The organism is Pseudomonas sivasensis, assembly GCF_021391435.1.
GTDB lineage: Bacteria > Pseudomonadota > Gammaproteobacteria > Pseudomonadales > Pseudomonadaceae > Aquipseudomonas > Aquipseudomonas sivasensis.
The window spans coordinates 3,918,181-3,938,479 of record NZ_CP090029.1 but is presented as its reverse complement, the minus strand read 5'-3'; the positions used below and the strand labels follow the sequence as shown (position 1 = coordinate 3,938,479).

At 59.6% G+C, this 20,299-nt stretch carries 17 protein-coding genes and 1 pseudogene; 6 read left to right on the top strand and 12 right to left on the bottom strand.

What is annotated here, in order from left to right:
* The first annotated feature begins 5 nt into the window (after positions 1-5).
* Complete coding sequence (locus LRO94_RS17645; protein ID WP_179178779.1) at positions 6-1,205, top strand: HlyD family secretion protein; 1,200 nt, start codon at positions 6-8, stop codon at positions 1,203-1,205.
* Complete coding sequence (locus tag LRO94_RS17640) at positions 1,205-2,734, top strand: DHA2 family efflux MFS transporter permease subunit (RefSeq protein WP_032889801.1); 1,530 nt, start codon at positions 1,205-1,207, stop codon at positions 2,732-2,734. The genes LRO94_RS17645 and LRO94_RS17640 overlap by 1 nt, the downstream gene beginning before the upstream one ends.
* 155 nt (positions 2,735-2,889) lie before the next feature.
* Here the strand turns inward: LRO94_RS17640 and lpxH are convergent, their stop codons facing one another.
* Positions 2,890-3,639 carry a UDP-2,3-diacylglucosamine diphosphatase gene (gene lpxH, locus LRO94_RS17635; protein ID WP_032889799.1) on the bottom strand — a complete coding sequence of 250 codons (750 nt, stop codon included), beginning with the start codon at positions 3,637-3,639 and terminating at the stop codon, positions 2,890-2,892.
* On the bottom strand, positions 3,636-4,139 hold the full coding sequence (locus tag LRO94_RS17630; protein WP_032889796.1) for a peptidylprolyl isomerase: 504 nt from the start codon (positions 4,137-4,139) through the stop codon (positions 3,636-3,638). Before LRO94_RS17630 ends, lpxH begins: the two co-directional genes overlap by 4 nt.
* Before the next feature lie 259 nt (positions 4,140-4,398).
* On the opposite strand from LRO94_RS17630, the gene LRO94_RS17625 reads away from it, so the two are divergent.
* A complete protein-coding gene (locus tag LRO94_RS17625) occupies positions 4,399-6,099 on the top strand; it encodes a glutamine--tRNA ligase/YqeY domain fusion protein (RefSeq protein ID WP_179178780.1) in 1,701 nt (566 codons plus the stop codon).
* A 20-nt stretch (positions 6,100-6,119) separates the two neighbouring features.
* Positions 6,120-7,508 carry a cysteine--tRNA ligase gene (gene cysS, locus LRO94_RS17620; RefSeq protein WP_032889792.1) on the top strand — a complete coding sequence of 463 codons (1,389 nt, stop codon included), beginning with the start codon at positions 6,120-6,122 and terminating at the stop codon, positions 7,506-7,508.
* A gap of 313 nt (positions 7,509-7,821) precedes the next feature.
* On the opposite strand, the gene LRO94_RS17615 is transcribed toward cysS, so the two are convergent.
* Both LRO94_RS17615 and LRO94_RS17610 read right to left on the bottom strand, forming a co-directional pair.
* Positions 7,822-8,520 carry a Type 1 glutamine amidotransferase-like domain-containing protein gene (locus LRO94_RS17615; RefSeq protein WP_179178781.1) on the bottom strand — a complete coding sequence of 233 codons (699 nt, stop codon included), beginning with the start codon at positions 8,518-8,520 and terminating at the stop codon, positions 7,822-7,824.
* Positions 8,521-8,538: 18 nt separating this feature from the next.
* A complete protein-coding gene (locus LRO94_RS17610) occupies positions 8,539-9,099 on the bottom strand; it encodes a dihydrofolate reductase family protein (RefSeq protein WP_032889787.1) in 561 nt (186 codons plus the stop codon).
* A 312-nt stretch (positions 9,100-9,411) separates the two neighbouring features.
* On the opposite strand from LRO94_RS17610, the gene LRO94_RS17605 reads away from it, so the two are divergent.
* Entirely contained in the window at positions 9,412-10,194 is a 783-nt protein-coding gene (locus LRO94_RS17605; RefSeq protein WP_179178782.1) for an SDR family oxidoreductase, read from the top strand.
* Here LRO94_RS17605 and LRO94_RS17600 read toward each other — a convergent pair.
* Both LRO94_RS17600 and LRO94_RS17595 read right to left on the bottom strand, forming a co-directional pair.
* Entirely contained in the window at positions 10,191-10,520 is a 330-nt protein-coding gene (locus tag LRO94_RS17600; protein WP_032889784.1) for a winged helix-turn-helix transcriptional regulator, read from the bottom strand. The two genes, LRO94_RS17605 and LRO94_RS17600, sit on opposite strands and share 4 nt — an antisense overlap.
* A 180-nt stretch (positions 10,521-10,700) precedes the next feature.
* A pseudogene (locus LRO94_RS17595) lies at positions 10,701-10,878 on the bottom strand (monovalent cation/H(+) antiporter subunit G).
* 229 nt (positions 10,879-11,107) lie between these two features.
* Here LRO94_RS17595 and LRO94_RS17590 point away from each other — a divergent pair.
* Positions 11,108-14,041, top strand: a complete 2,934-nt coding sequence (locus LRO94_RS17590; RefSeq protein WP_179178783.1) for a M64 family metallopeptidase — start codon at positions 11,108-11,110, stop codon at positions 14,039-14,041.
* 129 nt (positions 14,042-14,170) lie between these two features.
* Here LRO94_RS17590 and LRO94_RS17585 read toward each other — a convergent pair whose 3' ends face one another.
* Genes LRO94_RS17585 through LRO94_RS17560 form a run of 6 tightly spaced genes read right to left on the bottom strand, consistent with a single transcriptional unit; the run spans position 14,171 to position 20,225 of the window.
* On the bottom strand, positions 14,171-14,524 hold the full coding sequence (locus LRO94_RS17585) for a Na+/H+ antiporter subunit G (protein ID WP_032889780.1): 354 nt from the start codon (positions 14,522-14,524) through the stop codon (positions 14,171-14,173).
* A complete protein-coding gene (locus LRO94_RS17580) occupies positions 14,521-14,799 on the bottom strand; it encodes a K+/H+ antiporter subunit F (protein ID WP_005789171.1) in 279 nt (92 codons plus the stop codon). The genes LRO94_RS17585 and LRO94_RS17580 overlap by 4 nt, the downstream gene beginning before the upstream one ends.
* Positions 14,796-15,284, bottom strand: coding sequence for a Na+/H+ antiporter subunit E (locus LRO94_RS17575; RefSeq protein ID WP_032889779.1), 489 nt, complete (start codon positions 15,282-15,284; stop codon positions 14,796-14,798). Before LRO94_RS17575 ends, LRO94_RS17580 begins: the two co-directional genes overlap by 4 nt.
* Positions 15,281-16,963, bottom strand: a complete 1,683-nt coding sequence (locus LRO94_RS17570) for a monovalent cation/H+ antiporter subunit D (RefSeq protein ID WP_032889777.1) — start codon at positions 16,961-16,963, stop codon at positions 15,281-15,283. Before LRO94_RS17570 ends, LRO94_RS17575 begins: the two co-directional genes overlap by 4 nt.
* On the bottom strand, positions 16,960-17,304 hold the full coding sequence (locus LRO94_RS17565) for a Na+/H+ antiporter subunit C (RefSeq protein ID WP_003192163.1): 345 nt from the start codon (positions 17,302-17,304) through the stop codon (positions 16,960-16,962). The genes LRO94_RS17570 and LRO94_RS17565 overlap by 4 nt, the downstream gene beginning before the upstream one ends.
* Positions 17,304-20,225 (bottom strand): monovalent cation/H+ antiporter subunit A, encoded by a 2,922-nt coding sequence (locus tag LRO94_RS17560; protein WP_179178784.1) that lies wholly within the window; start codon positions 20,223-20,225, stop codon positions 17,304-17,306. The genes LRO94_RS17565 and LRO94_RS17560 overlap by 1 nt, the downstream gene beginning before the upstream one ends.
* Positions 20,226-20,299 lie beyond the last annotated feature (74 nt).

The window sequence follows — 20,299 nt, the reverse complement described above, 5'->3', positions numbered from 1 at the left end:
TTGTCATGGCCACTGCCGAAAACACTAACGTTACAGAACAACCCAAAGACAACAACCCGCGCAAACGCAAAGTCATGCTGATCGGCCTTGCGCTGATCGTCATCCTCAGCGTCCTCGGCGTATGGGCCTGGCACGAATTCTACGGGCGCTTCAACGAGAGCACCGACGACGCTTATGTGAACGGCAACGTGGTGGAAATCACCCCGCTGGTCACCGGCACCGTGGTGAGCATCGGCGCGGACGATGGCGACTTGGTCCACGAAGGCCAAGTGCTGGTCAACTTCGACCCGAATGACGCCGCCGTCGGCCTGCAAAGTGCCCAGGCCAACCTGGCGCGTACCGTGCGCCAGGTGCGTGGCTTGTACAGCAACGTTGATGGCATGAAAGCCCAGGTCAACGCGCAGAAAGCCGATGTGCAGACCGCTCAGGACAACTACAACCGTCGTAAGACCCTGGCCCAGGGCGGGGCGATTTCCCTGGAGGAACTGTCCCATGCCCGCGACAGCCTGACGGCCGCCAAGAACGCCCTGACCAACCTTGAGCAGCAGCTCAAAACCAGCAACGCCCTGGTGGATGACACGGTGATCTCGTCCCATCCGGACGTGCAAGCCGCCGCCGCGCAATTGCGTCAGGCCTACCTGACCAATGCGCGCAGCACCCTGATCGCGCCGGTCACCGGCTATGTCGCCAAGCGCTCCGTGCAACTGGGTCAGCGCGTGCAGCCGGGTACCGCATTGATGGCCGTGATCCCGCTGAACCAGCTGTGGATCGACGCCAACTTCAAGGAAACCCAACTGCGCGACATGCGCATTGGCCAACCGGTGGACATCGAGTCGGATATCTATGGCAGCGATGTGAAATACAGCGGCACCGTCGACAGCCTCGGCGCCGGCACCGGCAGCGCGTTCGCCCTGTTGCCGGCGCAGAACGCCACCGGTAACTGGATCAAGATCGTGCAGCGAGTACCGGTGCGCATCCATATCAATGCCGAAGAGTTGGCCAAGCACCCACTGCGCGTTGGCTTGAGCACCGTGGTGAATGTGGACCTGCACGACCAGAGCGGTCCCGTGCTGGCGCAACAGCCGCCACAAAAGGCCTCTTTCACCACCAACGTGTATGACCGCCAATTGGCCGAAGCCGATGCCATGATCACCCAGTTGATCCATGACAACAGCGTCGCCGCTCCCAAGGCTGTGCAACGCTGATGAGCAATAACGCCTCGTTCACGCCACCCAGCCTGTTGATGGCCACCATTGGCCTGTCGCTGGCGACTTTTATGCAGGTGCTCGACACCACCATCGCCAACGTGGCGTTGCCGACCATTTCCGGCAACCTGGGCGTGAGTTCGGAGCAGGGCACCTGGGTGATCACCTCGTTTGCGGTGAGCAACGCCATCGCCTTGCCGCTCACCGGTTGGTTGAGCCGACGCTTTGGCGAGGTGAAGCTGTTTCTGTGGGCGACCATTCTGTTTGTGCTGGCGTCGTTCCTGTGCGGTATTTCCACTTCGATGCCCGAGCTGATCGGCTTTCGGGTACTGCAAGGCTTGGTGGCGGGGCCGTTGTACCCGATGACCCAAACCTTGTTGATTGCGGTCTACCCGCCGGCGAAGCGCGGCATGGCCCTCGCGTTACTGGCGATGGTCACGGTGGTCGCGCCGATTGCCGGGCCGATCCTCGGCGGCTGGATCACCGACAGCTACAGCTGGCCGTGGATCTTCTTTATCAACGTCCCCATCGGCATCTTTGCGGTGATGGTGGTGCGTGCGCAGCTGAAGAAGCGACCTGTGGTCACCAGTTATCAACCGATGGATTACGTCGGGTTGTTAAGCCTGATCGTGGGGGTCGGCGCCTTGCAGATCATCCTCGACAAGGGCAATGACCTGGATTGGTTCGAATCCAACTTCATCATCATCGGCGCGGCGATTTCGGCGATTGCCCTGGCGGTGTTCGTCATCTGGGAACTGACCGATAAGCACCCAGTGGTCAACCTGCGGCTGTTTGCCTACCGCAACTTCCGCATCGGCACCATCGTGTTGATCCTCGGTTACGCGGGCTTCTTTGGCATCAACCTGATCCTGCCACAATGGCTGCAAACCCAGATGGGCTACACCGCCACCTGGGCCGGCCTGGCGGTGGCACCGATCGGGATTCTGCCGGTGCTGATGTCGCCGTTCGTGGGCAAGTACGCGCACAAGTTCGACCTGCGTCTGCTGGCGGGCCTGGCGTTCCTGGCGATTGGCTTGAGCTGCTTCATGCGCGCAGGCTTTACCAATGAAGTGGACTTCACCCACATCGCCCTTGTGCAGTTGTTCATGGGGATTGGTGTTGCACTGTTCTTTATGCCGACCCTGAGCATCTTGATGTCCGACCTGCCACCGCACCAGATTGCCGACGGTGCGGGCCTTGCAACCTTCCTGCGTACGTTAGGCGGCAGTTTTGCGGCGTCGCTGACCACCTGGATCTGGATTCGCCGGGCGGACCAGCACCATGCGTACATGAGCGAGAACATGACCACCTATGACGCGGCCACGCGCAATGCGCTGGATGCGTTGGGTGGGGCAGGGCACAAGGCCTATGCGCAGTTGGACCAGATCCTCACCAGCCAGGCGTACATGATGTCCACCGTGGATTACTTCACGTTGTTGGGGTGGATGTTCATGGGATTGATGCTGCTGGTGTGGCTGGCGAAGCCGCCGTTTGGCGCCAAGGCGGGGCCGGAAGCAAGCGGCCACTGATCCACACGGACTGGAATGCAATCAAATGTGAGAGGGGGCTTGCCCCCGATAGCGGTGGGTCAGCCAAAAAATGCTGACTGATCCACAGCCATCGGGGGCAAGCCCCCTTCCACATTTTTATCTCTGTTCACATTGGATCAGTGGTGTTTGAGGTCTCAGGCGCCAGGCAATGCCAGCTGCGGGTTCACAAAATCAAACGCCGCCAACTGAAACCCTTGCTCATCCACCTGCAACGCCCAACCCTGCTTGTCCCAATCCCCCAGCACAATGCGCTTGGCCGCCTGCTCGCCAATCTGCAGTTTGTGGATCGCCGGGCGGTGGGTATGGCCGTGGACCAGGGTGCGCACGCCGAACTGCTGCATCACCCGCGGCACTTCCTCGGGGGTTACATCGACAATGTCGTTGGCCTTCATGCGCGTCTGCGCCCGGCTCTCACTGCGCAGCTTGCGCGCCAGCTTGTGGCGGGTGCGCAAGGGCAAGTGACGCAGGATAAACAGCACAATCGGGTTACGCAGGATGCGCCGCAGCTTCATATAACCCACGTCGCGGGTGCAGAGGCTGTCGCCGTGCATCAACAGCACGGGTTCGCCATACAACTGCACGACACTCGGGTCCTTGAGCAAGGTCGCGCCTGCTGCTTTGCAGAACGCCTTGCCGATCAGGAAATCGCGGTTGCCATGCATGATAAAAATCGGGGTACCGCTGTCGCTCAGCTCGCGCAGGGCTGCGCAAATCGAACGTTGAAAGGGGGTCATCCCATCGTCGCCAATCCAGGCTTCGAAGAAGTCCCCCAGAATGTACAACGCCTGGGCGCCACGGGCGCGGCCGTGGAGCAGATCCAGAAACGCCCGGGTGATGTCCGGGCGCTCCTCTTCCAGATGCAAATCTGAAATCAGCAATATCACCCAACGATCTCGGCTTTCTCGACGATTACGTCTTCTGCTGGAACGTCCTGGTGACCGGCTTTGGACGTGGTGGACACGCCTTTGATCTTGTCGACAACGTCCTGGCCTTCGGTGACTTTACCGAACACGGCGTAGCCCCAACCCTGCACGTTCTTGCCGCTGTGGTTCAGGAAAGCGTTATCGGCCACGTTGATGAAGAACTGCGCGGAGGCCGAATGCGGCTCCATGGTACGGGCCATGGCGACGGTGTACTTGTCGTTGGAAAGGCCGTTGTCCGCTTCGTTCTGGATGCTTGGGCGCTTGTCTTTCTTCTCTTTCATGCCTGGCTCGAAACCGCCGCCCTGGATCATGAAGTTACCGATGACGCGGTGGAAAACGGTGTTTTCGTAGTGGCCAGCGTTCACGTACTCGATGAAGTTGGCGACGGTGATCGGCGCTTTCTCGGCGTTCAGCTCGATGACGATCTCGCCGTGGTTGGTGGTCAGTTTGACTTGAGTCATGTTCACTACTCTTTCAGGAAATTCGTGGGTTTGAGCGCCTTGGCGCCTTACCGGTTTGGCTAAACTGCGGCCAAGGCGCGCAGTTTAGCGTGCCTTGCAGGAATTTCGAGGTGGTTTTTTACCGCGCCCGTCATAAAAGCAGCAATAAATGCAGCAGTTTTTGACCGCGCTCTGTCAGCAGCTTGACAGCATCAGCTATGATACGGCCTTTGTTTTATCTGGCCCCAACCGGCCACGAACCTGTCTGTTCAAGGATCCTATGAGCAAGCCCACTGTCGACACTACCTCGAATTCCAAGGCCGGACCTGCCGTCCCGGTCAATTTCCTGCGCCCGATCATCCAGGCGGACCTGGATTCGGGCAAGCACACGCAGATCGTCACCCGCTTCCCGCCAGAGCCCAACGGCTACCTGCACATTGGTCACGCTAAGTCGATCTGTGTGAACTTCGGCCTGGCCCAGGAGTTCGGTGGCGTCACGCACCTGCGTTTCGACGACACCAACCCGGCCAAGGAAGACCAGGAATACATCGACGCCATTGAAAGCGACATCAAGTGGCTGGGCTTCGAATGGTCCGGTGAAGTGCGCTATGCCTCCAAATACTTCGACCAGTTGTTCGACTGGGCCGTCGAGCTGATCAAGGCCGGCAAGGCCTACGTCGACGACCTGACCCCGGAGCAGGCCAAGGAATACCGTGGCACGCTGACCGAACCGGGCAAGAACAGCCCGTTCCGCGACCGTTCCGTGGAAGAGAACCTCGACTGGTTCGCCCGCATGCGCGCCGGTGAGTTCCCGGACGGCGCCCGCGTACTGCGCGCCAAGATCGACATGGCTTCGCCGAACATGAACCTGCGCGACCCGATCATGTACCGCATCCGCCATGCCCACCACCACCAGACCGGTGACAAGTGGTGCATCTACCCGAACTACGACTTCACCCACGGTCAGTCGGACGCCATCGAAGGCATCACCCACTCCATCTGCACCCTGGAGTTCGAAAGCCATCGTCCGCTGTACGAGTGGTTCCTGGACAGCCTGCCGGTTCCGGCGCACCCGCGTCAGTACGAATTCAGCCGCCTGAACCTGAACTACACCATCACCAGCAAGCGCAAACTCAAGCAACTGGTCGATGAGAAGCACGTGTTTGGTTGGGATGACCCGCGCATGTCGACCCTGTCGGGCTTCCGCCGTCGCGGCTACACCCCGGCGTCGATCCGCAATTTCTGCGACATGGTCGGCACCAACCGTTCCGACGGCGTAGTTGACTTCGGCATGCTCGAATTCAGCATCCGTCAGGACCTCGACGCGAATGCTCCGCGCGCCATGTGCGTCTTGCGTCCGTTGAAAGTCGTGATCACCAACTATCCGGAAGACAAGGTCGATCACCTCGAACTGCCGCGTCATCCGCAGAACGAAGCACTCGGCGTGCGCAAGCTGCCATTCGCCCGTGAAATCTACATCGACCGCGATGACTTCATGGAAGAGCCGCCAAAAGGCTACAAGCGCCTGGAGCCGAACGGCGAAGTGCGCCTGCGCGGCAGCTACGTGATCCGCGCCGACGAAGCAATCAAGGACGCCGATGGCAACATCGTTGAGCTGCGTTGCTCCTACGATCCGGAAACCCTCGGCAAGAACCCTGAAGGCCGCAAGGTCAAAGGCGTGATCCACTGGGTGCCGGCTGCAGCCAGCATTGAGTGCGAAGTGCGTCTGTACGATCGCCTGTTCCGCTCGCCTAACCCTGAGAAGGCCGAAGACAGCGCCAGTTTCCTCGACAACATCAACCCTGATTCCCTGCAAGTACTCACTGGTTGTCGTGCTGAGCCATCGCTTGGCGACGCACAGCCGGAAGACCGTTTCCAGTTCGAGCGCGAAGGTTACTTCTGCGCGGATATCAAGGACTCGAAATCAGGCGCTCCGGTATTCAACCGTACCGTGACCTTGCGTGATTCGTGGGGCCAGTGATTCTGTTTTAAGGAACTGTCGTGCTAACGATCTACAACACACTCAGCAAGACCAAAGAAGTCTTCAAGCCGCTGGATGGCAACAAGGTGCGCATGTACGTGTGCGGCATGACCGTGTACGACTACTGCCACATCGGCCACGGCCGCAGCATGGTTGCCTTCGACCTGGTGACCCGCTGGTTGCGTTTCAGCGGCTATGACTTGACCTATGTTCGCAACATCACCGACATCGACGACAAGATCATCAACCGCGCCAATGAAAACGGTGAGTCGTTCGACGCGCTGACCGAGCGCATGATCGCCGCGATGCATGAGGACGAGGCTCGCCTCAACATCCTCAAACCGGACATGGAGCCGCGCGCCACGGACCACATCCCTGGCATGCACGCCATGATCCAGACCCTGATCGACAAGGGTTATGCCTACGCCCCCGGCAATGGCGACGTGTACTACCGCGTCGCCAAGTTCATGGGCTACGGCAAGCTGTCGCGCAAGAAGATCGAAGACCTGCGCATCGGTGCGCGTATCGAAGTCGACGAAGCCAAGCAGGATCCGCTGGACTTCGTGCTGTGGAAAGGCACCAAGCCCGGCGAGCCGAGCTGGGAATCCCCATGGGGCGCCGGGCGTCCGGGCTGGCACATCGAATGCTCGGTGATGTCCACCTGCTGCCTGGGCGAGACCTTCGACATTCATGGCGGCGGCAGCGACCTTGAGTTCCCGCACCACGAAAACGAAATCGCCCAGAGCGAAGCCGCCACCGGCAAGACCTACGCCAACGCCTGGATGCACTGCGGCATGATCCGCATCAATGGCGAGAAGATGTCCAAGTCCTTGAACAACTTCTTCACCATTCGCGACGTGCTGGAAAAGTACCACCCGGAAGTAGTGCGTTACCTGTTGGTGTCCAGCCACTACCGCAGCGCCATCAACTACTCGGAAGACAACCTCAAGGACGCCAAGGGCGCTCTGGAGCGGTTCTACCACGCGTTGAAAGGCTTGCCCGCCGTTGCACCGGCGGGCGGCGAAGCGTTCGTGGCACGGTTCACCGAAGTCATGAACGACGACTTCGGCACACCCGAAGCCTGCGCGGTGCTGTTCGAAATGGTGCGTGAAATCAACCGCCTGCGCGAGAGCGATCTCGACGCAGCGGCTGGCCTGGCTGCTCGCTTGAAAGAGCTGGCCAGCGTGCTGGGCGTATTGCAGATGGAAGCCGATGACTTCCTGCAAGCCGGCGCCGAAGGGCGTGTGGATGCGGCTGAGGTTGATGCGCTGATCCAGGCGCGTCTGGCGGCTCGCGCAGGCAAGGACTGGGCGGAATCCGACCGTATCCGTGACCAACTGACCGCGATGGGCGTGGTGTTGGAAGACGGGAAGGGCGGGACGACGTGGCGGTTGGCTGATCAAGCCTGATTGGCAAACGCTGGATGAAAAACGCCCCGACTGGTTCGGGGCGTTTTTTTGCACACCGTTTGAGTGAGCGGCTCACCCGATCGAGTGTGGGAGGGACGGTTTGAGGATTCGACTTGCCCCCGATAGCGCTGTGTCAGCCAACATACCTGCCAACAGTGCCGCCGCCTTCGAAGCCTCGCTAAAGCTCGACATCTCCCACATTGGGAGAGTGCCTGCGTCCTCGAAGGCGGGAAACCGGGCTTCCTGCGACTAGTGCGATGGGTGGGCTCACGGTCTGTTCCTTCAGAGGACCGTAGCTGGAAAAAGGACGGATCTAGCCGCCGGAAACCTGCGAAAGTGGTGTTAGATACGCAGGTGCCGTAGTGACGTCATACGCATTCTTTGTCGCGTCGTTATGAATCGTCTCGTGGTATCTGCCGTCCTTGAAATGCAGGGCGACGCCATCATCGACCGCGTAGGCGGGTTGTGTGCCTTTGAGCCGGACAAGCTCAACAAACGAAGTCTCTCTTCCCGCCTCTGAACTGAAATGCGGACACAGCGCTCCTGGCAGAAAACCCAGGCCGGCAATCAGGGCGAACGCTCCCCCTGAATCGGAGTGCCCGTATTCAAACCAGCAAATCGCCCCAGCGCTGACACCACACAGGACCTTGCCGTTTTCCCATGCCTTTGTCAGAAGGCCCACTGCGCCAAATTCACGCCAGATAGCCAGCATGGCGCGGGTATTCCCGCCTGCCACGTAGATGATGTCGGCTTGCTCAAACAACGAAGACATATGATCCGGGCTGGGAAAGGGTGGAATGAAAAATGTCAGCGTGCGTACGCTGCAACCAGCGCTCTCATATTTGGCCGTGAAGTCAAAAATCTTGACTCGGTCATCCCCACTGGCTGTGGAGATATAGAGCACAGTAGGGCGTGTTTTGCCTGATGAAGCGACGATCTGTTCGTCAATGTGCGTCATGCGCTGCATGTCTTCGGCGGACTCGCCGCCAATGACAATAATATGTTTAGTCATCCTGACCTCCAGTCCGTGTTACGCGGCGCGAGTGCCGGCTGTCAGTTGATATCGACTCTGAACAAAACCATTGTCCGACACCTGGGTTCCGACATGGCGAAGCCCATGCTCACTGCCAACCTGGCTAAACAATGGAATGCCTTGCCCCAGCAAAACCGGGATACGCGTAATGATCAGCTCATCAACCAGGCCCGCTTCAAGAAACGCCTGGACCGTTTGGCCACCGTCGATATAAAGATGCTTCATACCGCGTTCGGCTAACGCTACCACGAGTGAGGTCACGTCTCCTGCCATGACCTCGACCTTGCCCTCCAAATGCTCAGGTAGCTCCAGTCGTTGGCGGGAAAGCGCAATGACCGGCGTACCCTCATAGGGCCATTCGGGGAAGGACAAGACTTTCTCCAGGGTTTTGCGGCCCATCACGAGCGCATCGACCGTTGCGATGAAGCTTTCATACGTCACGCCGTTCAACTCGGCGGTTTCGTATTCCGGTTTGTGCAACCACTCGATATCACCGTCGGGGCGAGCAATAAAACCGTCGACGCTGGCTGCGATAAAAACCGAACATTTGATATCCATGGCGAAAACTCCTTTTTGCGTGTGGACGTAACGGCAGCCTGCGGGTGATGTTGGGCTGGGCGCCAATGTTACTTTAATCATCAGGTGCAACAACCGAGCGCCAATATAAATAGCCCTTACGCCCCTTTTTGAGTGCTAGGACGTATAGGAAGTTGGTTGATCCAGGACGTTGGACGATGTGCTCCATGGCCTGCGACCCCCTGAATCCGGATCCTAACTTTTTGGTTAGCCCATTACCTTTTCGTGCGTTCTTGTGGCCTCTTCGTCCCGTTCCTATCCTGTGGTCTCCGTTTATCCAGGAGTAGGTTTCCCATGAGTTTTGATCTTCAACTAAAGGGCCTTCGCGCCTTGGTCACTGGCGGCACCAAAGGTATCGGCGCCGCAGTGGTTGCCGTGTTGCAGGAACAAGGCGTCCAGGTGATTTCGGTCGCGCGTTCGGCGGTGGAATCGACACCCGAAGGCGTGCATTTCATCGCCGCCGACCTCGGCACTGCCGCCGGTTGCGCGTGCGCCACCGACTCGGTGAAAAGCCAGTTCGGCAGCGTCGACATCATCGTTAATGTACTCGGCGGCTCCAGCGCGCCAGGCGGCGGTTTCGCGGTGCTCGATGATGAGCAGTGGGCGAGTGCGTTGGGCCAGAACCTGATGGCGGCGGTGCGAGTGGATCGGGCGCTGTTGCCAGGAATGATCGAGCGTGGGGCCGGCGTCATTATTCATGTCACGTCGATCCAGCGTGAGTTGCCTTTGCCGGAGTCCACCACGGCGTATGCCGCTGCGAAGGCGGCTTTGGCGACCTACAGCAAGAGCCTGTCAAAGGAAGTCACGCCCAAGGGCATTCGGGTGGTGCGTGTTTCGCCGGGTTGGGTGGAGACGGATGCGGCGGTGGCGCTGGCAGAGCGTCTGGCGCAAGAGGCGGGCACAGATTATGAAGGTGGCAAGCAGATCATCATGCAAGCACTGGGTGGTATTCCGCTCGGGCGTCCTGCCAAGCCTGAAGAAGTCGCTGACTTGGTTGCCTTCCTGGTATCGCCGCGTGCAGCGTCTATCAGCGGCACTGAGTATGTGATCGACGGCGGCACCGTTCCCACGGTTTAGGCCTCGGGTTTGGCCGCTTGCCACTTGAGCAGGCCATCCAGCACCGGGCACAGGCTCTGACCCCATTCGGTCATTCTGTATTCCACTTTGGGCGGCACCACCGGGTAGACCGTGCGCTGCACCAGGCCATCGGCTTCGAGTTGGCGCAATTGCTGAGCGAGCATCTTCTGCGAGATATCCGGGATCAGTCGCTCAAGGTCTGAATAACGCTGCACCTGACCGCCGAACAGGTGGAACAGGATGATCAGCTTCCAGCGCCCGCCGAGCCAGTGGAGGGTGCTTTCGACATCGGCCGCGGCGGTGGCGGGGGTGTAGGTTTTGCTCATCGCGTACGTCCTGGAACAGTTCGGAAAATTGCTATTTGTTCTGATGCCCGCGCCATCATGGCCTTAGAAGGGCGCCACGACCAAGCCGATGTTCAAGCTGGCGGTTATTTGAATGAGCACAGATCCAAATGTGGAAGGGGCAAGCCCCCTCCCACATTTTTACCGTGTTCGCCTCAGAGCTCAGCGGCGCCTGCTGACTTCAGCGGGCACGTCATCACCGGCCATGCGCTTACGAAACAGCGCCGTACGGGCCAGCAGCACACCAGGTCCCCAATGTCGAGGCGAGGACAGGCGGCTGCATGTGCTGGAAGACGTCCTTCATGCGCAACAACCCGGTCGCACCGATCAGCGCAAACACGCTGCCGTGGAGTGGCTGGCAGGTGTTCACTATGTGCCGAGTGGTGTACCGGACGATGGTTAATTACAGTTGCCGGGTTTGACTCGCGGCAATGTGCCTGAGTCACCTTTCTTGACAAACATCAATTTATGATCCTGACTTAAATCAGAGAACGTTAGCGTAGTGTGCGGCGAAACAGTTTTATCTCTTAAAGAATTTTGATCTCCTCACCGGTACGAAGGATATTGGAATGAATAAGATATTAACTGTATTGGCGCTACTGGTGTGGATGCCGATCTCCCAAGCTCAAAGTGTGTGGATGCAACTGCAAAGTCAGCACGATTCGCTAGATGTTGCTGAAGTTTCCCTCGGTAATTACAAGGTGCCTCCGGCGATTTTGGCGGAACATGCCGATGTTGAGCGGGGATGGAAAGTTATTACTGTGGACGCCAATGGCAATACGCTTTATAGCAGCACCATTAACGACAGTCGTTATCGTCGCGGCGAAGTTTTTAATGAGATAACAGGTGCAATATCAAGTGTCAGTGCGGAATCTGCTGTAGAAGGCACTGAAGAAGTATTACTTCCTTACGACAGCCAAGTGTCCAGGATCAAGATCTTTCGTATTGACCTCAAGGCGGTTGACTCACTTGATGGTGCAGCGATGCGTAAGCCGTTACTGGAACTCGATCGCCAGGCCATCGAACGCTTGGCGAAGCGAGCACCTTTGCGTGGTGTCCTAGGCGATATCGACAGCGACAAGGTGGTCATGCTTAATCCGGACGGTAGCAACCAGAGAAAGCCGCTGGTGTTTGCCATTGTCGGCGATGGTTATGCCCAAGACGATATGCAGGCCTTTCGTGACGATACCCAGGCCGCCATCGATATTATTATGGGCGATACTGTGTTCGATGCGATTAAAGATAAAGTGGGTTTTTTACGCTTTGACCATGTTTCGCCGGTATCGGGTGAGCCGGATACTAAGAATATTGAAACGATCATGCGGCACAGTAATCAACTGGGGCATGGCATCTATGACGTTTCGATTAAACTTTCAAAATTTACATACCATCAGGTCGGCGTCGGCGGTCTCGCCAGTACCAATAAGATTTATATCTTTAAACCGTCTGCCAATACGCCGCTGGCCATCACCTCGATTCCCCATGAAATCGGTCATGCGTTGTTCAGGTTGGCGGATGAATATGCGTCCTATGACGCTGGCGAGACGTGCTTCGATGTCGAGCCTGCGGCGCCGAATATCACCCGTCAGACTGACAGGGAAAAAATCAAGTGGGGCGATCTGATCAGTCCGCAAACGCCTTTGCCAACCGAAGAAAATGCGGTTGAAGCTGGCACGTTAGGCCTTTACACCATCCACAAGGACTGTACGTACGGCCCCGCACCCCAAGGCATCATGGGCGGTGGACGTTATGGTGTGAAGGGGCACGAGGCTGGTTGGGGGGCGGTCAACGAGCGGCAGATTCGCGGATTGCTGCATGCGTACCTGGGTAACGACGTGCCGCTTGTTTTTGCCCCGTCAGTTGTCATGAAGATAAAAACCGGGGAGAAACGTGAGCCCATAGCGTCTTCTTACCGCAACAGTCGCGCTCCCCTGACGGTGGAGGCGGGATCGACGAGTGTGCCCAATGCAGGCGGAGCGCCGTTTACGTATCGTTGGAAGATCCCTGTTGAACTCAATCCGCAGGTCAACGGGCGTTACGCGATGATTGAGGCCCCATCGGCGCCGCAATTCATGGAGTACCCGGTCGAGGTGCAGATTACTGACGGCAAGATGGCGAACACCCGGAGTGAGACGCTGAAAGTCCTTCCCTCCGTGCGGATCAAAGGGGAAATCATTGGCGCCTCTTCCGCTAACGGAGGGACCTGGGTGGAATTGACGGCCGACATCTCCCACGAAGGCGCAGAGAACCCCGAATTTCAATATCGCTGGACCGTGCCGGACGGATGGACCCAGCCCATCGGCGTGACGCAGAAGAGTTTGCGCATCGTTGCCCCCACGCCCTCTGTCAGTACGCCCTTTGCGTTCAGTGTCAGTGTCACGCCGCTGATGAAGTTACCGGGCACCGAGAACGATCCTTATCCTGAAAAAATCAGCCTTCCGGCCGATACCGTGACACTGGAGACCTCCGTTGTCGTCAGGCGCAGGCAACCCGTAGACACTGACCCCTATGCCAAAATCCAGGGACCTTCGTCGATAAAAAGCGCTCAAACCTTTCAGTTGGATGGGTCCAGTTCAGAGATCCCCCATTCTTCGGCCAAGATGACATATCGGTGGAATGCCGCTGATTTTGAGCCATCCAGTTCATCCGCAGTGGCGCCTGATTTCAACGCGCCTGAGAAAGCGGGCAGTTTCCCGGTATCGCTGACGGTGACCAACAGCGAGAACCGCAGTAATACCGTCACGCGCAGCATTCAGGTCGAGTCCGATGAGCCCACGCCCGAACCCGACAGGGTAGAGGGGCCGCAGACGCTGATGTCCGGTGAGGTGGCTGTCTTTACCGCCGTCGTCAATGATCTGCGGGATGTTCGCGGCTATAGCTGGGCGTTTTCGCCGGCGTTTGCTTACCAGAATGTGAGTGCCCCGAATATCGTGGCGAAGGCGCCCGAGGTCACGCAAAGCACGACCGGCAGGGTTACGGTGCTGGTTTACCGTACCGGTTCCCCCAATCCGACTTCACTGTCCAAGGACGTCGTGATAGAGCCCAAGCCAGTGGATAGCCCTGCACCGCAGGCGATAATCAGCGGTCCAATTTCCGTGGAGGCAGGCAAGACGTTGACTCTGTCGGGCGCGGGGTCGAGCGGCGGCAACCTGCGTTATGCATGGACGGCAAATGAGTTTTCGCCGGCGTCTTCCTCCGGGATCGGTCCGATCCTTACCGCGCCTGCCACGGCTGGCCCACGCACCATCAACCTTATGGTGACCGATGCCGACAATCGCAGCGCCAGTGCAAGTCATACGGTTAACGTCACAGCCCAACAAGCCGGTAACTGCGCGCCGGTCTGGGTGGCGACCAAGGCCTACGCGACGCCCAACGAGAAGGTGTCCTATGACGGTTACAACTACGAGGTCGCCCACTGGACGCAGAATAATCGGCCTGACCTGAACTTTGTATTGAGCGGTTCAGCCAAGCCGTGGCGGCGCTTGAGTCCTTGCACGCCCTGAGGCGGGCGGACCTTCAATCACTGTTGGAGCGAAGTTTGCTCGCGAAAACCTGAGTGCGCCACGATTCAGCATGAAGTGCTGCGTTATCGTTGACGAGCTTCGCGAGCTAGCGCTGATAAAGTGCCGGAGCTACGGTGTTTTATCAGCGCGGCGGCTGCTGACTTCGGCCGGCACGTCATCACCGGCCATGCGCTTGCGAAACAGTGCCGTACGGGCCAGCAGCAACGTGGTCACCGGCACGGTGATCGACAGCAAAATCGGAATCAACCACCCGTGCAGCACCGGCCCGGACTTGAGTACCGAAAAATACACGATCGACGCCAACGCTACACACCAGGCTCCCAACGTCGAGGCCAGGGCAGGCGGGTGCATGCGCTGGAAGAAGTCCTTCATGCGCAGCAAACCGATCGCGCCGATCAGCGCAAACACACTGCTCAACACCAGCAGCACCGCGACCACGATTTCCATCCAGAACGGCATCATTCAATCACCTCCCCGCGCAGCAGGAATTTCGCCAGGGCAAACGAGCCCACAAAGCCAAACAACGCAATCAACAGCGCCGCTTCAAAGTAGGTGTCACTGGCATAACGAATACCGAGCACCAGCATCATCAGCATCGCCAGGATGTACAGATAGTCCAGCGCCAGTACCCGGTCTTGAGCTGAAGGGCCTTTGAACAGGCGGATCAGCGTCAGCACCATGGCCAGGGAGAACAGGAACAGGCTGAACAGGATTGCATTGGAGAGCAGGGCGCTCATTCGAAGATCTCCATCAATGGCCGCTCGTACGCGCTTTTGAAATGTTCGATGAAGGCCACTTCATCCTCCAGATCGAAGACGTGCAGCAGCAGGATGCTGCGATCCAGCGCCAGTTCCGACCAGATGGTGCCGGGCACTACGGTGGTGATCATCGACAGGGCGGCAAGGCCGTTGGCGTCACGCAAGTCCAGGGGGATCTTGATGAAGCGCGAACGCGGTGGGCGCGAGCCGCATGTCAGCACAGCCCAGGCCACTTGCAGGTTGGAGACGATCACATCGCGGCCCACCAGGAAGAACAGGCGGATGATTACGCCAGGTCGGCGGATACGGATCGGCAGCGGGCGCAACGGCGCCATCAGCAGTGGGGCGAGCACCCCCAGCGCAGCACCCAGCAGCAGATGGCCAGGGCTGACGGAGAGGTTCAGCACCAGCCACAGCACCCACAATGCCAGGGACAACCACGGGGCAGGGAGCAGACGCTTCATGGTTGCACCTCCAGAGCGGCCGTCTTGGCTTCAGGGCTGAGCACTGGTCGCGTGGCCATGACCGCCATCACGTAGCTTTCCGGGTTGTTCAGGCTCTGGGCGGTGGCTTGGGTGTAGCGCATCAGCGGCTCGGCCTTGAAGGTCAGCAGGATGCTCAGGCCCAGCAGGAAGAAAATCGGCACGCATTCGTAGCGGCGCAGCAAGGGCGATGGACGCTCCTCCGGGGTCCAGAAACGCTGGACACCCAGACGGGCGAAGGCGATCAGCGAGGCCAGTCCGGACAGGATCAGCAATGCCATCAGGCCCCAGGCCGCAGGGCGAATCGGGCCTTCCTGGCCGCTGCCCAGGCCCAGTGGATTGACCAGCGCACTCAGCAAGCTGAGCTTGCCGATAAACCCGGACAGCGGCGGCATGCCGATGATCAGCAGTGCGCAGGCGACAAAACTCAAGCCCAGGAACGCCATGGTCCAGGGGATCACCTGGCCGACTACGGCTTTCTGCTCGTCATCCAGGTTGACCCCTGGACGCGGGTGCAACGACTCCATGGCCTTGGGCAATGCATCGATTTCTTCATCCAACGGCAGGTCATTGGCCGAGCGCGAACGCTCGATCAATTCGGCCAGCAGGAACAGCGCACTCAACGCCAGGGTCGAGCTGACCAGATAGAACAGCGCCCCAGCGGTCAGGCTCGGCTGGGCGAAACCCACCGACGACAGCAGGATGCCGGCCGACACAAGGATGCTCAGGCTCGCCATGCGCTCCAGGCGTTGCGCCGCCACCATTGCTAGCCCAGCGAAGACGATGGTTGCCATGCCGCCGTACACCAGCCAGTCGCCACCAAACAACGCCGAAGCGCCGGCCTGGCCGGAGAACAGCAGCGTCCACAGGCGCAGCACGGTGTACACGCCGACTTTGGTCATGATCGCGAACATCGCCGCCACCGGCGCGCTGGCCGAGGAGTAAGCGGGCGCGAGCCAGAAGTTCAGCGGCCACATGCCGGCCTTGGCCAAAAACGCGGTGGCGAGGATCGCCGCACCGGCATGCAGCAGGCCACGATCGGCCTCCGGTACCAGCGGGATTTTCAGTGCCAGATCAGCAAAATTCAGCGTACCGGTAACGCCGTAGATCATCGCCGCGCCAATCAGGAACAGCGACGACGCCAGCAGGTTTATCGCAATGTAATGCAGGCCCGACGACACCCGCGCGCGGCCCGAGCCGTGCAGCATCAAGCCGTAGGACGCGGCCAGCAGCACCTCGAAGAACACGAACAGGTTGAACAGGTCCGCCGTGAGGAACGCGCCGTAAAGGCCCATCATCTGGATCTGGAACAGCGCATGGAAGCTGGTACCGGCACGGTCCCAGCGGGCCATGGCGAACAACAGCGCGCTCACGCCGATAATCCCCGTGAGCACCAGCATCAATGCCGAGAGTTGATCCACCACCAGCACGATGCCGAATGGCACCTGCCAGTTGCCCGGCAGGTAGACGCCAATCGAGCCGGGCCCACCTTTTTGCGTCCAGTACAACAGCAGGATCGCGATGCCGAGGCCGATGACGCTGGAGAACAGATTGATCTTGGCTTTGAGCGGGCGGCGTTTTTCGCCGAGCATCAGCATCAGCGCTGCGGTGAGCAACGGCAGCAGGATGGGGGCGACGATCAGTTGGTTGACCCAGTTCATTCCTTGGGCTCCCGGCCGTCCACATGGTCCGTGCCGGTCAGGCCCCGTGACGCCAGCAGCACCACCAGGAACAGTGCGGTCATGGCGAAGCTGATCACGATGGCCGTCAGCACCAGTGCCTGGGGCAGGGGATCGGTGTAGTTGAGCAGGTCTTGCGGCACGCCGTCCTTGATGATCGGCTCTTTACCGATAAACAGGCTGCCCATGCTGAAAATGAACAGGTTGACCCCGTACGACAACAAGCACAGGCCCATTACCACCTGAAACGTCCGTGGCCGCAGGATCAACCAGACGCCGGAGGCCGCCAGGACCCCAATGGCAATTGCGATGACTTCTTCCATCAGGCGGCTCCTTCTGTTGCGGCGACTACTTTGGCCTGGTTACTCGGTTTATGCGCGCGCACCGACTGGTGACCGAGGGCAGTGAGCATCAGCAAGGTCGAGCCGACGACCATGGCGTAAACGCCGACGTCGAAGAACAGCGCGCTGGCGACATGAATATCGCCCAGCAGCGGCAGGCTGAAATGCCAGGTGTGCGTGGTGAGGAACGGGTAGCCGACAAACAACGCGCCGATCCCGGTCAGCGTTGCCGAGAACAGGCCGAAGCCCATCCAGCGCATTGGCCGCAGGCTCATTTGTGCCTCGACCCACTGCGTGCCGGCCACCATGTATTGCAGGATAAACGCCACTGACATCACCAAGCCGGCGACAAAACCGCCGCCCGGTTGATTGTGGCCGCGCATAAACAGGTAGAACGACACTACAAGGGCAATCGGCAGCAGCAGGCGTACCAGCACTGCCGGCACCATCATAAAGCCCAGGGCGGTATCGCTGGCCTGGCGCGGGTTGACCAGGTCGGTCGCCACGTCCGGCGCCAGTTGGCGCTGTTGTGCAGGCAGCTGCATGCTTTCCTTGGACGGGCGGAAGCGCCGCAGCAGGGCGTACACCGTCAGCGCCACGGCGCCTAGCACGGTGATTTCGCCGAGGGTGTCGAAGCCACGGAAGTCCACCAACATCACGTTTACCACGTTGCTGCCGCCGCCTTCGGGAAGGGCGCGGCTCAGGTAGAACGAGGAAATATCGTTGGGCGTCTGGCGCGTCAGCATCGCGTAGGACAGCAGCGCCATGCCGCCACCGACCACGGTAGACAGCAGGAAGTCACGCAGGCGGCGAATGCGCGCCTTGCGTAGCGAGCTGGGCAGTGGCGAGACTTCTTCGATCCGCCGTGGCAGCCAGCGCAGGCCGAGCAGGATCAGCACGGTGGTGACCACTTCGACCACCAGTTGAGTCAATGCCAGGTCGGGCGCGGAGAACCATACGAAGGTGATGCACGTCATCAGGCCGCACACGCTGACCATGGTCAGTGCCGCCAGCCGGTGGTATTTGGCTTGCCAGGCGGCGCCCAGGGCGCAGGCAATTGCCAGCAGCCACAGGGTCACGAACACGATGGAGCCGGGGATCTTCGGCCGGTCGCCCCAACTGAGGCCGCTGTTGAACATTGGGATCATGGCGCCGATCACCGCAACGATCACCAGCAGGAACAACTGGGTCTGCAGCCGCTTGGTGCTGATGCGTTTTTCGATTTTGCGCACGCCGCGCATCATCACCACCAGGCTGCGCTCAAAGCCGCGCTTGCCGTTGAAGTAGCTGATGACCGGCGGGTACTTGAAACGGCCGAGCTTGAGCTGCTTGCGCAGCATCAGGTAGAGCACCACGCCACCGGTCATGGCCACTAGGCTCATGATCATCGGCGCGTTCCAGCCATGCCAAATGGCCAGGCTGTACTTCGGCAGTACACCGCCGACCACCGGCAGTGCCGCAGCGGCGAGGATCGAGCCGACCACCTGGGCCGGGAAAATGCCCACCAGCAGGCAGGTGAATACCAGCAACTCGACGGGGGCACGCATCCAGCGTGGTGGCTCGTGGGGTGTGTGGGGCAGGTCTTTGGCAGGCGGACCGAAGAACACATCGACTGTAAAACGCAGCGCATAGGCCACGCTGAAGGTGCCGGCGATGGTTGCGATCATAGGCAGGGCGATTTCCACCCACTGAGTGGCCGAGATAAACACGGTTTCGGCGAAGAACATCTCTTTGGACAGGAATCCATTGAGCAATGGCACGCCGGCCATGGATGCGCTCGCCACCATCGCCAGGGTCGCGGTGAACGGGATCAGGCGTACCAGGCCGCTGAGCTTGCGGATGTCGCGGGTGCCGCTTTCGTGGTCGATGATGCCCGCCGCCATGAACAGCGAGGCTTTGAAGGTGGCGTGGTTGAGGATGTGGAACACCGCCGCGACGGCCGCCAGCGGGCTGTTGAGGCCCAGCAATAAGGTGATCAGCCCGAGGTGGCTGATGGTGGAGTAGGCCAGCAGGCCTTTGAGATCATTCTGGAACATGGCGCAGTAAGCGCCGAGGAGGAGGGTGAGGGCGCCGGCACCGCCGACGATCCAGAACCATTCTTCGCTGCCCGACAGCGAGGGCCACAGGCGGGCCAGCAGGAACACGCCGGCCTTCACCATCGTCGCCGAGTGCAGATAGGCAGACACCGGGGTCGGTGCCGCCATGGCGTGGGGCAGCCAGAAGTGGAACGGGAACTGCGCGCTTTTGCTCAAGGCGCCGATCAGCACCAAGGCCAGCATGACCGGGTACAGCGCGTGCGCGCGAATCTGATCGCCCGCCGCCAGCACCAGGTCCAGGTCATAGCTGCCGACGATATGCCCCAGCAACATCACGCCTGCCAACAGGCACAAACCGCCTGCACCGGTGACCATCAACGCCATGTAGGCGCCGCGTCGCGCATCGGCGCGATGGTGCCAATAACCGATCAACAGGAACGAGAACAGGCTGGTCAGTTCCCAGAAAAATACGATTTGAATCAAGTTGCCGGAGATCACCAGCCCGAGCATCGCGCCCATAAAAGCCAGGAAAAATGCGAAGAAACGTGGCACCGGATCGTCCGGCGACATGTAGTAGCGCGCATACAGCGCCACCAGCGCGCCGATGCCGAGCACCAGCATCGAGAACAGCCAGGCAAACCCATCCATGCGCAACACGAAGTTCAGCCCAAGGCTGGGTAACCACATGAATTCTTCGCGGATCACGCCACCGTGGGCGATCTGGGGGTAGAGCAGGGCGACTTGAATGGTGCCGACCAGGGCCACAAGGCCGGCCAACAGGGATTCGGTGTTACGTGCATTGTGCGGCAGCAAGGCCGCTAGACAGCTGCCAATGAATGGCAGAAGCAGTAGAACTATCAGGGACATAGGCTTCTAATCTGCGGGAGTTTGGGATGCATCATACGTGCCGCTTTGATGATCACCAAACGGCAAGATGTGGC